The 12,776-nt window shown below is 63.6% G+C and carries 10 protein-coding genes; 6 read left to right on the forward strand and 4 right to left on the reverse strand.

Annotation, left to right across the window (positions count from 1 at the left end):
* Positions 1 to 135 precede the first annotated feature (135 nt).
* The 4 genes from AC4BCN_RS18645 to AC4BCN_RS18660 all read right to left on the reverse strand — a co-directional run bounded on the left by AC4BCN_RS18645 (position 136) and on the right by AC4BCN_RS18660 (position 4,117).
* On the reverse strand, positions 136 to 594 hold the full coding sequence (locus tag AC4BCN_RS18645; protein ID WP_139089601.1) for a type II secretion system protein: 459 nt from the start codon (positions 592 to 594) through the stop codon (positions 136 to 138).
* A 76-nt stretch (positions 595 to 670) separates the two neighbouring features.
* Positions 671 to 1,177, reverse strand: coding sequence for a type II secretion system protein (locus AC4BCN_RS18650; RefSeq protein WP_490491463.1), 507 nt, complete (start codon positions 1,175 to 1,177; stop codon positions 671 to 673).
* The gene (locus AC4BCN_RS18655; RefSeq protein ID WP_070305054.1) at positions 1,177 to 2,412 is read right to left on the reverse strand and encodes a type II secretion system F family protein; all 1,236 of its coding nucleotides are present in this window, start codon (positions 2,410 to 2,412) and stop codon (positions 1,177 to 1,179) included. The genes AC4BCN_RS18650 and AC4BCN_RS18655 overlap by 1 nt, the downstream gene beginning before the upstream one ends.
* A gap of 1 nt (position 2,413) precedes the next feature.
* Positions 2,414 to 4,117: a GspE/PulE family protein gene (locus tag AC4BCN_RS18660; protein ID WP_436481238.1), complete on the reverse strand. Its 1,704-nt coding sequence runs from the start codon at positions 4,115 to 4,117 to the stop codon at positions 2,414 to 2,416.
* Between the two features lie 213 nt (positions 4,118 to 4,330).
* On the opposite strand from AC4BCN_RS18660, the gene AC4BCN_RS18665 reads away from it, so the two are divergent.
* The 6 genes from AC4BCN_RS18665 to AC4BCN_RS18690 all read left to right on the forward strand — a co-directional run bounded on the left by AC4BCN_RS18665 (position 4,331) and on the right by AC4BCN_RS18690 (position 12,775).
* The gene (locus AC4BCN_RS18665; protein ID WP_490491464.1) at positions 4,331 to 5,059 is read left to right on the forward strand and encodes an ABC transporter ATP-binding protein; all 729 of its coding nucleotides are present in this window, start codon (positions 4,331 to 4,333) and stop codon (positions 5,057 to 5,059) included.
* Positions 5,056 to 6,429: an ExeA family protein gene (locus AC4BCN_RS18670; protein WP_490491465.1), complete on the forward strand. Its 1,374-nt coding sequence runs from the start codon at positions 5,056 to 5,058 to the stop codon at positions 6,427 to 6,429. Before AC4BCN_RS18665 ends, AC4BCN_RS18670 begins: the two co-directional genes overlap by 4 nt.
* Before the next feature lie 107 nt (positions 6,430 to 6,536).
* A complete protein-coding gene (locus tag AC4BCN_RS18675) occupies positions 6,537 to 8,486 on the forward strand; it encodes a type II secretion system protein GspD (protein WP_490491466.1) in 1,950 nt (649 codons plus the stop codon).
* A complete protein-coding gene (locus tag AC4BCN_RS18680; RefSeq protein WP_490491467.1) occupies positions 8,483 to 9,859 on the forward strand; it encodes a tetratricopeptide repeat protein in 1,377 nt (458 codons plus the stop codon). Before AC4BCN_RS18675 ends, AC4BCN_RS18680 begins: the two co-directional genes overlap by 4 nt.
* Positions 9,860 to 9,866: 7 nt before the next feature.
* Positions 9,867 to 11,570, forward strand: a complete 1,704-nt coding sequence (locus AC4BCN_RS18685; RefSeq protein ID WP_490491468.1) for a GspE/PulE family protein — start codon at positions 9,867 to 9,869, stop codon at positions 11,568 to 11,570.
* Complete coding sequence (locus AC4BCN_RS18690; RefSeq protein WP_490491469.1) at positions 11,570 to 12,775, forward strand: type II secretion system F family protein; 1,206 nt, start codon at positions 11,570 to 11,572, stop codon at positions 12,773 to 12,775. The genes AC4BCN_RS18685 and AC4BCN_RS18690 overlap by 1 nt, the downstream gene beginning before the upstream one ends.
* The last annotated feature ends 1 nt before the right edge of the window (position 12,776 follow it).

The following is a 12,776-nucleotide window of genomic DNA, read 5'->3' on the forward strand; positions in this document are numbered from 1 at the left end:
GATGCGGAAAGACTGTCGGTGGCTGCTGCAATGGGTGGCCCGTAAAAAAGCCCAACGGGCTGGCGCCTGGGGTTGGGCTGGTGGTGCGCAAGGAAGGCCAAGTATTACCTGGCCATCCTTGCAAGTCAGTACAAATTATTTACAATCTGCAGTCGCCAGAGCAGGCGTGATGGTCGGCGCGCCGCCAGCCGCGGCAGGAGCGACATAGGTAACCTTGCACGCTGTGCGCGTTGCATCAGGCGTCACGACACCACCAGAAAACTTGTAGTCAGGATCAGTCAAACCTGCAGCATCGATGATGCTGGCAGTTGTCGGGTAACCAAATGCACCGTCGATATCCTTGCCTTCCATCTGCACCTTCGGCGTATCGACCGAGCCCTTGACCAGCCACTGCGCATGGTACAGCGCCGCACCTGCCTTCATGGCGCCTACCGCCGCATTCATCTTGGCAATACGCGCATCAGTCGACATGTCGATAAATTTAGGAATCGCCGTCGCCGCCAGGATGCCGAGGATCACGATGACGACGATCAGTTCGATCAGGGTAAAACCTGCCTGGGCGCCGCTTTTCATACTACGTAAAGACTTGTTCATTCTTGCTCTCCAAAATCAAATAAAAACATCAAAACCAACGCCATGAAACTGTCGCTGCACCGGACCAGGAAGTGCGTCAGTTTGCTGCCGAGTCCGGCGATTTCCACACCACGATATCGGGCTCCCGGGCGAGCTTGCCAAGATCGGCGTCTGCACCCGGCAAGGTTACATTAAATTTCACTGAATCAACCCTTGTAGTCGGAAAAATATTGCCATTACTAAACAAATAGATAATTTTTTGTTCTTTTTTGTCGTACAACCAATTCCCCGCTGGTAATTTTGCAAGGTCCGGCTGCGCAAACTCGCCCAGATAGTTGGCTGGCTTGTCGGCCAGCCACTCGAACGGGTTTTGCCGCGCCAGCGCCGGCATTCTGTCGCGCTGGTCCGCCAGGTACAGCTGCAGCACCTGCACCCGCAAGCTCGTGCGCAAGATGCCGAGCATCTGTGCCACGGCCACTTGCTGCGCCTGCTGCTGGTAATAGCCGACCCGGTTCAACAATACCGCCACCAGGATGGCGAACACGCCCGCCACCACCGCCAGCTCGAACAGGGTGAAACCGCGCTGGCGGAGCGGCCTTGCCATCAGTGCAGGGCCGCCCGGCCCAGGTCCCAGATCGGCAGGAAGATGCCCAGCGCCAGCACCAGCACCATGGCGCCGAGGAAGACGATCAAGATCGGCTCGATCTGCGCCGAGAGGGTCTTCAATTCATAGTCGACTTCGCGCTCGTACATGTCCGCGATCTCGTCCATCAGGTCGTCGAGCGAACCGGATTCCTCGCCCACGGCGATCATCTGCAGCACCACGGGCGTAAACACGCCGGCCGCGACCGAGGTGCGCAAGATGCTTTCGCCCCGTTCGACCCCGTCGCGCATCTGCTCCACGCGCGCGCTCAGATAAGTATTGTCGACCGTTTGCGACACCACCGTCAGTGCCTGCACGATGGGTACGCCGCTCGTGCTCGACAAGGCGAAACTGCGCGCAAAGCGGGCCATCGTGCCCTTCAGGATGATCTTGCCGGCGATCGGCAGGCGCAGCTTGGCGCGGTCCCATTTGTATAAGCCCTCTTTCGTGCGCAGCCAGGCCCGCCAGCCGAAAAAGCCGCCCACGCCCAGCATCAGCAGGATGGGCCAGTACGTCACCGTGAAGCGCGACGTACCGATCAGGATGCGCGTCATCAGCGGCAGTTCCGCGTGGAAGCTGGCGAACACTTTCTCGAACTGGGGAATGACGAAGATATTCACCACGATCATGGCGGCGAGCATGGCAAAGACGACGAAGGTCGGGTAGCGCGTCGCCGTTTTCACGCGCGCGCGCATGTCGCGGTCGAATTCCAGGTGGTTGAACAGGCGCAAAAACACTTCGTCGAGGCGCCCTGTCATTTCGCCCACGCGCACCATCGACAAGTAAAACGGCGTGAAGATCGTGGGGTGGCGCGCCATGGCGGCCGACAGCTCGCGCCCCGCGTCGAGCGACTCGCGCACATCCTTGATGATGCGTCCGAACGCGGGGCTGATGGCGGACTCCTGCAAGCCGGCCAGGCCGCGCATGATGGGCACGCCCGCCTTGAGCAGGGTGTACAGCTGGCGGCTGAACAGCTGCACGTCCATGGGCGTGACTTTTTTCTCGGTCAGCCTGGCCCACCAGCCCAGCTGGTTGGCGCCGGCCTTCGTCACCGTCTGTTTCGTCGCGCTGATATCGACGGGCGTGCTGCCGCCCGCCATCAACTGGTCGGCCACGGCGCCGCTGTCGGCGCCTTCCATCACGCCGGTCAGCAGTTCGCCGCTGGCGCTACGTGCCTTGTAGGAGAAAAACGGCACCTCAATCCTCGCTCTGGTTGCTGATGCGCATCGCTTCCATCACCGTCGTGCGGCCCTGTACCACCAATTGCACGGCGTGGCGGCGCAAGGTTTCGCCCGCCATCTGCGCCGTCGCCACTTTCATGAAGTGCGATGGGTCGGCGTGGTTGGCGGCGTCGGCCACGGCGCGCGTGATTTCCAGCAATTCGTACACGCCCGTACGGCCACGGTAACCCATGCCGTTGCAATGCGAACAGCCCTTGCCGTGGAAATACTGGTTGCGCTCGACCAGCTCGCCCAGTTCCAGGCGCAGCCATTCATATTCGTTCGGCGTGGGCTGGTATGGCGTGCTGCAGCTTTCGCAGATCACGCGCACCAGGCGCTGCGCCAGCACGGCTTGCAGCGAGCTGCCCACCATGTAGCGGGGCACGCCCATGTCCATCAGGCGCAGCGGCGTGCTGATGGCGTCGTTCGTATGCAGGGTCGACAGCACCAAGTGACCCGTCATGGCGGCGCGCAGACCGATCTGCGCCGTTTCCTGGTCGCGCATCTCGCCGACGAGCACGATGTCGGGATCTTGCCGCAAGGCCGAGCGCAGCACCCTGGCAAAGTTCAGCTCGATCTTCTCGTTCACTTGCACCTGGTTAATGCCGGGCAAGCGGTACTCGACAGGGTCTTCTACCGTGATGAGCTTTTTTTCCACGGAATTGAGTTCGGACAAGGCGCAATACAAGGTCGTCGTCTTGCCGCTGCCGGTCGGGCCCGTCACCAGCACGAGACCGTTCGGGCGGCTGACGATGGCGCGGAACTGCGCCACCAGCGCAGGCGGCATGCCGATGGCGTCCAGGCGCAAGGTCGTGCCGCCCTGGTTCAGCAGACGCATCACGACCGATTCGCCGTACTGCGTCGGCATGGTGGAAATACGCACGTCGATGCGCTGGTTTTTCACGCGGATGGCGAAACGGCCATCCTGCGGCAAGCGCTTCTCGGAAATATCGAGGTCCGACATCAGTTTCAAGCGCAGCGCCAGCGAACTGGCGATCTTGCTGTCCGCTTCCGTCTGCAGGTGCAGCACGCCGTCGATGCGGAAACGGATTTGCAGCCGGCCTTCCTGCGGCTCGATGTGGATGTCCGAAGCGCGCACCTGCGTGGCATCCTCGAACACCGATTGCAGCAGCTTGACGATGGGCGCCTCTTCCAGGCCCGGATTGGCGGCCAGCGCGCCGAAGTCGACGGACACGTCGCCCAGGTCCTGCTCCAGCTCGCGCGTCAGGGTCGAAATATCTTCCGTGCGGCGGTAGATGCGGTCGATGGCGGCCAGCACTTCCGTTTCATTGACGACAGCCAGTTCGATCTGGCGCTTGACCAGGCGCGAAATTTCATCGTACGCGAACAGGTCGGTCGGATCGGACATGCCGACCAGCAAGCCTTCGCGGCGGTCTTCCAGCACCAGCGCGCGGAAACGCCGCGCCTGGGTTTCCGGCAGCAGCCGCACCAGTTCGGGATTGATGTTGAAAAACTTCAGATTGATGTAGGGAATGTCGAGCTGGCGCGCCAGCGCGCCCGAAATCTGCTCTTCCGTGACGAAGCCGTGCTCGACAAAAACGCGGCCCAGCTTGCGTCCCGAACGCTTCTGTTCCGTCAAGGCCTGGCCCAACTGTTCTTCCGTCAGCAATTTCTGCTGCACCAAAATTTCACCGAGCCGGACTTTCTCTGGCCTTGCCATTGCATGCTCCTCGACAAACAAATTCCACAGACGATACACGCCAGCGGCGCGCGGGGGTATTTTATTCCAGAACCTGTTGTTTCTTAAAGAAAATACATTCCAACGTTTGATTTTTGCGCATTTCAACACACTGCAAGGAAACGCTTGCCGCCCACCTGCGCCCATGGCAATAATGGAGGTCCTTCCCCGTCTTCCCTGCCGATCATTGCCCCTATGAATGCCTGTGCCATCGAGTTCCACAACGTGCATCTGCAACTGGCGGGCAGCGCCGTGCTGCGCGGCGTCGACCTGCAGGTGCGCGCGGGTGAACTGTTCGGCCTGGTCGGCGTGAATGGCGCGGGAAAGACGAGCCTGCTCAAATGCCTGCTGGACTTTTGCACACCGGAGCGTGGCGACATCGCCATCTTCGGCCAGCCGCACCGGCACGGCGCGGCGCGCCAACCGCTGTCGTTTCTGCCGGAACGTTTCCAGGCGCCCTACTACCTGACGGGCGGCGACTTCCTGCGCTACCTGTCGCGCCTGCACGATGTGCGCCCCGATGCGCAAGCCGTGCAGCAAGCCCTGGATGCGCTGGACCTGGCGCCGGACGCCCTGCTGCGCCCCGCGCGCGCATATTCGAAAGGCATGATGCAGAAACTGGGACTGGCCGCCTGCCTGCTGTCGGGCAAGCGGCAACTGGTGCTCGATGAACCGATGAGCGGACTCGACCCGAAAGCGCGCGCGCAATTCAAGCAAGTGCTGCGGCAAGCGCGGGCGCAGGGCCGCGGCGCCCTGCTCACTTCGCATGCGCTGGCCGACGTGGAAGAATTGTGCGACCGCATGGCCATCCTGCATGCGGGCCGCATCGTGTTTACAGGCACGCCCGCCGAATGCCGCGCCCGCCATGGCGGCGCGGAAGACGCCAGCCTGGAGCAGGCTTTCCTCAATTGCATCGCGACATGAACGCCGACACGCAGGCCTCCAGCCACTACGCGCCCTCGCCGCACGGCATGTATCTGCGCCATTTCGGCTTGCGCACGGCGCCGTTCGGCATCACGCCGGACCCGGCCTTTTTTTATACGGGCAACACACGGGGCGAACTGCTCGACGCGCTGCTGTATGCCGTCACGCAAGGCGAAGGCATCATCAAGCTGACGGGCGAAGTGGGCAGCGGCAAGACCATGCTGTGCCGTATGCTGGCCGAGCGCCTGCCGCCCCAGGTCGACGTGCTGTATTTGCTCAATCCCCGCCTGGAGCCGGACGAAGTCCTGCACGCCATCGCCGCCGAACTGGGCCTGGAACTGGACGACTGCCGCGCCGATGCCGTGCTGCGCGCCCTGCATGGCGAGCTGATCGCCCGGCATGCGGCGGGGCGCCAGGTGGTGCTGCTGGCCGAAGAAGCGCAAGCCATTCCGGGCGCCACCCTGGAAGCGCTGCGCCTGCTGACGAACCTGGAAACGGCCAGCCACAAGCTGCTGCAGATCGTCCTGTTTGGCCAGCCGGAATTGCAGCACACGCTGGACTTGCCCCAGTTCCGCCAATTGAAGGAGCGCATCACCCACAGTTTCACCGTGCCGCGCCTGCCGCAAGCCTTGCTGAACGATTATCTGACATGCCGCCTGAGCGCCGCCGGCCGCATGGCGCCGCTCGTGTTTACACCGGCCGCGCTGCGCCGCCTGGCGCGCGCGGCGCAAGGCATCGTACGCAGGGTCAATATCCTGTCCGACAAGGCCTTGCTGGCCGCGTTTGCGGACGATGCGCAGCAAATCAGCGCGCGCCACATGCGCCTGGCCATTGCCGACAGCCCATTTCACCGGCCGCCCTGGCATGCGGGCAAGCTGGTGGCGGGCGCCTTGAGCGCGCTGATGCTGCTGCTGGCCGCCGCGCTGCTGTGGCAATGGCTGGCGCCGGGGACGACAGCGGTCCCGCGCGGTCCGCGCGCGCCGTTGCCCGCGCCGTCGACGCTGCTCGACAGCAAGCTGGCCGAATCGCGCGGCTGGCTGGCACGGCAAGGGCCGCAGCAACTGGTGCTGCACATCGCCAGCTTGCCCGCTAGCGAAACGGCCGCGGCGGAAACGTTCCTGCAGCAGGCGCAGCAAGCCATCGGCCTGCGCGACCTGCACGTGTTTCGCCTGCCCGGCGCGGCGTCCGCGAGCGCCGCCGGGCGCCTGGACATCGTCTACGGCAGCTTCGCCGACCGGGCCAGCGCCGAGGCCGTCTGGGCCAGGCTGGCCCCAACGTCGCCACAGAAAATATTGCTGTATGACATAGATAGTATCCGTGCGGAAATGAAAGCCGCGACGCCGGCACACACGGGGCGTGGCGCCCCCTGACTTTATTTCGGTATATTGCCTCCGGGGCCCGCACACCCGATTGCTTTTAGGCGATCATGCTGGGTAAAATTACAAAAGCACAACACGACTCAAAGGGCGAACTTTTCATGAATCAACACCCTATTCCTGTGCTGGCCTCCTGGGTCGCCCTCGCCTGCAGCACCGTGCTGTCCGGCTGCGCCACGCATCAAACGCCGCTGTCGCCTGCCCACATCAATACCCCGCCCCGCCCAGCCGGCGCCATTCCCGAACCGGTGCAGCAAAGCAGCGCGCTGGCCGCGCCCCTGCCTGCGCCCAAAGTGGAAACCTACAGCGTCACCGTGCACAAGGTGCCCGTGCAGTCGCTGCTGTTTGCGCTGGCGCGCGACGCGGGCATGAATGTCGACATCCACCCGCAGATCGAAGGCAGCGTCACCCTGAATGCGCTGAACCAGACCCTGCCGCAATTGCTGACGCGTATCGGCAAGCAAGTCGATATGCGCTACGAAATCGATGGCAAGAACCTGACGGTGCTGCCCGATGCGCCCGTATGGCGCAATTACAAGGTCGATTACGTCAACATGGCGCGCAGCACCAACAGCAGCGTGAATATCGCCACGCAAATTTCCACGGCGGGCGGAGGATCGAACAGCGCCAGCAACCCCGTCGGCGGCACACAAGGCAGCGGCGGCAACGGCAATAACAACTCGACCACTCTGGTCGTCAATCGTTCGGAAAATAACTTCTGGTACAGCCTGGAAAAGAATATCCGCGACCTGCTGCGCGAGACCACGCTCAACGACGTGCAGGTGGACCCGCTGGCGCAGCTGAACCAGCAATTGACGAGCATGCCCGGTCAGCAAGGGCAACAAGGACAGCAGGGACAGCAAGGCCAGCCTGGCCAGCAGCAGAATCAGGCCGGCAATCAATATGGCAGCCAGGCGCCGATGCAGACTGGCGGCCAGTATGCGCCAGGCCAGCAGCAGGGCAACAGCAACGCGACCCCGTCCCAGCCGCTCGACGCGAACGGCATGCCGCTGCTGAAACTGGCCAACAAGGGCACTCCCTCGTCCGTCGTCGTCAACGTGGAAGGCGGCTTGATCGCCGTGCGGGCCACGGGCCGCCAGCATGAAAAAATCGCCGAATTCCTCGACGCGGTATTGCACAGCGCCAAGCGCCAGGTGCTGATCGAAGCGACCATCATCGAAGTGCGGCTGAGCAATGAGTACCAGCAAGGCATCAACTGGTCGCGCCTGACGGGCAGCCTGCAGCTGACGCAGAGGCAAGTGGGCACCCAGGCGCTCAGCAGCGGCGTCACGCCCGGCGCCACGCCTGGCATCTTCGTGCTCAATTACCTGAAGGACAGTTTCAGCACGACCATCCAGCTGCTCGAATCGTTCGGCAAGGTGAAAGTGCTGTCCAGTCCGAAGATCAGCGTGCTCAACAATCAGACGGCCATGCTGAAGGTGGTCGACAACAATGTCTTCTTTACCATCAAGGTGACGCCCGCCGTGATCAGCTCCACGGGCACCATCACCACGCCGGCAACGTACGAGTCGAAACTCGAAACCGTGCCCGTCGGCTTCGTCATGAGCGTCACGCCGCAGATTTCCGAGAGCGATGAAGTGACCTTGAATGTGCGCCCCACCATTACGCGCATCGTCGGCTACGTGCAAGACCCGAATCCGGCCCTGGCCGCGCTAACCGTGATCAGCCGCGTGCCCGTGATCCAGGCGCGCGAACTGGAATCGATCATGAAAGTGGGCAATGGCCAGATCGCCGTGATGGGCGGCCTGATGCAGGACTCCGTCGACAATGCCAAGGATGGCGTGCCCGGCCTGTCCAGTCTGCCCCTGGTCGGCAATTTGTTTACCTATCGTAACGAGGCAAGCAGCAAGACGGAATTGGTGATCTTCATGCGCCCCGTCGTGGTCAAGGATGCCAGCGTCGAAGGCGATTACCGCGACTACCGTTATCTGCTGCCCGGCCAGGCGCCGCTCAACAGCCAGCCGTACACGGATGGCCCGCCGGCGCCCGCCGTCCAGCCGCAGGCACGCCTGCAGGGAGACGTCCCATGAGCTTGCTGATGCAGGCGCTCAAGAAAGCCGAGCGCGCCAAGCAGAACAGCCTTTCCGACGAGGAACTGGAAAAGCCGTCCGAAGCCTACGACCAGGTGCTGGAACTGGCGCCGGCCGACGCCCTGCCGCCCCGTCCCGCGCCGGTTGCGCCACCGCCCGTGCAGCCGGCAAGCACCTTGCGCCTGGAACCGCTGACGGACGCTCCCGCGCCGCGGCCCGAGCCGAGCAGCGCCCAGCCCGCTCCGCAAGCGGGCCCGCCCCCCGAGCCACCGCGCGCCCGTCCGGAACCGCCGCCCGCCAAGCCGCGCGCCAGCCGCAGCAATCCGCCGCCGAAAGGTCCCACCGGTCCCATCAGCGTCGACCCGGCCACCGTGCGCCTGGCCGTGCTGCTGGCGATCCTGCTGCTGGTGGCAGGCTCCATGGCCTACTGGTACTGGCGCGCCAGCAGCAGCCCCGGCGCGGGCGCCAACCTGCCCGGCGTGCCCATGCCGCTGACGGACGCCCCGGGCACGTCCGGCGTTGCCGGTCCCATCGTGGTGTTGCCCGGGGCCGGCGGCGCCCTGCCGGATGCCACGGCGCCCGCACCGTTGCCGCAAGACATGCCGCGCGAACAGCGCCAGCCCGCCGGCGCGGCGGAACAGCAGGCGATGATACAGGCCGCCGCGCAAGCGGCCGTGGCCGCCCAGCTGGCGCAACTGCAGCCGCCTGCGCCGCCCAGCCTGCCACCGGTGGCCGCGCCCGACAACAGCCAGATCCAGGTAGTACGCAACGATACGGCGCCGCAGATCAACCCCGGCGTGCAGCAAGCCTACCAGGCCTTCAACGAGGGCCAGCTGGGCGCGGCGCGCCAGCAATATGAAAGCGTGCTGCAGCAGGATGCCAACAACCGCGATGCCCTGCTGGGCCTGGCGGCCGTGGCCCAGCGCGAGAACCAGGGCGCGCAAGCGGCGTCGCTGTACGTACGTTTGCTGGAAATCAATCCCGATGATGGCGTAGCGCTGGCCGGCCTGATCGGCCTGCGCCAGGGCGACGTCGTGCAGAGCGAGGCAAAACTGAAGGCCATCCTGGCGCGTACCCCCGACAGCGGCCCCGTGCTGTTTGCACTGGGCAATGTGTACGCCAAGCAGCGCCGCTGGAACGAAGCGCAGCAGCAATTTTTCCGCGCCTACAGCGCCGCGCCCGGCAATCCCGATTACGCATTCAACCTGGCCGTGGGCCTGGACCGCCTGAACCAGCCGAAACTGGCCGCCACCTATTACCAGCACGCCTTGACCCTGGCGCAAACCACGCCGGCCGCGTTCGACCAGGCCGTCGTGCAAACGCGCTTGCGCGAACTGGCGGCCACCGCCCCCAYCACACCCCGTCAGGAATAAGCATTACATGGCAGAACAGGCAAAACTTCCGCTGGGCAAATTGCTGATCCAGAAAGGCGTGATCAGCGAAGACCAGCTGCGCATCGCCCTGATCGAGCAGCGGCGCAGCAGCGAACCGCTGGGCAAGCTGCTGATCACCCTGGGTTTCGTTACGGAAGCGACCGTGCGCGAAGCGCTCAGCGAAAACCTGAAACAGGTCAGCGCGGACCTGTCGAGCCTGGTGGTCGACGCCATCGCCCTGAAACTGATCCCGAAGGACGTGGCCAAGCGCTACCGCGTCTTCCCCATCGTGTATGAGCGGCAGGCGGACAATTTGATCCTGGCCATGGCCGACACCAGCAACATCGTCGCACTCGACCAGATCAGCGCCATGCTGGTCAAGGGCATCACGATTTCCACCGTGCTCGTCAACGAGTCCGATATTTCACGCGCCATCGACCAGTACTATGGCTTTGAACTGTCGATCGACGGCATCCTGCACGAAATCGAAACGGGCGAAGTCAGCTACCAGAGCATGGCCTCGCCGTCGGACGAGTACAGCCAGCCCATGGTGCGCCTGATCGATGCGCTGCTGGCCGATGCCGTGCAGAACGGCGCCTCGGACATCCATTTCGAGCCGGAACAGTCGTTCCTGCGCATCCGCTACCGCATCGACGGCATCCTGCGGCAAATCCGCAGCCTGCACAAATCGTACTGGCCGGCCATGGCCGTGCGCCTGAAGGTGATGTCGAACATGAATATCGCCGAGGCGCGCGCGCCGCAGGATGGGCGCATCAGCATCAAGTTTTCCGGGCGGCAAATCGACTTCCGCGCCTCGGCGCAGCCCACCACGCACGGCGAAAACTTCGTGCTGCGCGTGCTGGACCGCCAGAAAGGCATCGTGCCGCTGGACGCCCTGGGCCTGGCCGAGGCGGAACTGAACTTGCTGAAACTGATGATCGCGCGGCCCGACGGCGTGATCCTCGTGACGGGCCCGACGGGCAGCGGCAAGACCACGACCCTGTATTCGATCATCAATCACATCAATACGGAAAGCGTCAACATCATGACCTTGGAGGACCCGGTCGAGTATCCGATGAACATGATACGCCAGACCTCCGTCAACGAATCCGTCAAGCTGGGCTTTGCCGACGGCATCCGCTCGATGATGCGGCAAGACCCGGACATCATTTTAGTTGGCGAGATCCGCGACCGCGAAACGGCGGAAATGGCCTTTGCCGCCGCCATGACGGGCCATCAGGTGTATTCCACCTTGCACACGAACTCGTCCATCGGCTCCATCTCGCGCCTGCTCGATATCGGCATCCTGCCCGACATCATGGCCGGCAACATCATCGGCATCGTGGCGCAGCGCCTCGTGCGCCGTTTGTGTCCGCATTGCAAGGAAACCGCGTTCGCCGACGACGTCGAGCGACGCCTGCTGGGCCTGGCGGCAACCGATGCGCCCGTGTCCATCTGCCGCGCCGCCGGTTGCGAGCGTTGTGCGCACCAGGGCTACAAGGGCCGCCTGGCCATCATGGAAATCCTCAAGATGACGGCCGAACTCGATGAATTGACGGCGCGCCGCGCCAGTTCGCGCGAATTGAAGAACGCGGCGCGCGGGGCCGGCTTCAAGGGCCTCGTCGACGACGGCATGCGCCGCGTGATGGAAGGCGTCACCACGCTGGAAGAAGTGGGCCGCGTGGTCGACCTGACGGAAAGGCTGGCCTGATGGCGCAATATGTCTACCGCGCCATGGATGCAGCCGGCACATTGATTCCCGGCAGCATGGAGGCGGCCAACGTGCCGGACCTGGAAGCGCGCCTGCACCGCATGCAGCTCGACTTGATCGACTGCAAGATCACGGGCCAGTATCTGGTGCTGCTGGGCAAGCGGGTCATCCACCGCCGCGACCTGATCAATTTCTGCTTCCACATGGAACAATTGACGGGCGCGGGCGTGCCCATCCTGGACGGTTTGAACGACTTGCGCGAAAGCACGGACCACCCGCGCCTGCGCGAAGTCGTCACGGACCTGATCGAAAGCATCGAAGGCGGCCTGCCCCTGTCGGGCGCGCTGGCCCAGCATGGCGACATCTTCGACGCCACGTTCACGAGCCTGATACTGGCGGGTGAACAGAGCGGCAAGATCGCCGAAGTCTTCAAGAACCTGTCGGAAAGTCTGAAATGGCAGGACGAGCTGGCCTCGCAGACGCGCAAGATCATCATGTATCCGATCATCGTCGCCATCGTCGTGGCGGCCGTGACGTTTTTCCTGATGATCTATCTGGTGCCCCAGCTGACGGCGTTTATTCGCAACATGGGCGGCGAGCTGCCGCTGCACACGCGCGTGCTGATTGCCGTGTCGAATGTCTTCATCGCATACTGGTATGTGCTGCTGGCCTTGCCCGTGCTGCTGTTCTTCGGGCTGCGCGCGCTCATCCGCCGCAGCGAGGCGGCCCGCTATGCCTGGGATGGCTTGAAGCTGCGGCTGTGGCTGGTCGGACCCGTGCTGCACAAGATCATCCTGGCCCGCTTCGCCACGTTTTTCGCCCTGATGTATGCTTCCGGCATCACGATACTCGAATGCATCCGCCTGTCCGAAGGCATCGCCGGCAACCAGGTGGTGGCGGCAGGCCTGCGCCGCGCCGCGCAGCTGATCAGCGAGGGCTACGGCGTGACGGCCGCCTTCCAGCACACGGGCATCTTCCCGCCGCTCGTGATCCGCATGCTGAAGGTGGGCGAGGCCACGGGCTCGCTGGACACGGCCTTGCGCAATGTCAGTTACTTTTACAACCGCGAAGTGAAGGAATTGATTGAAAAAGTGCAAGCCATGATCGAGCCGACCATGACGGTCATCCTGGGCCTGCTGCTGGGCTGGATCATGTTGTCGGTGCTGGGGCCGATCTACGACACCATCAGCACGATCAAGACCTGAG

Source organism: Janthinobacterium sp. Bl 1, assembly GCF_058215535.1.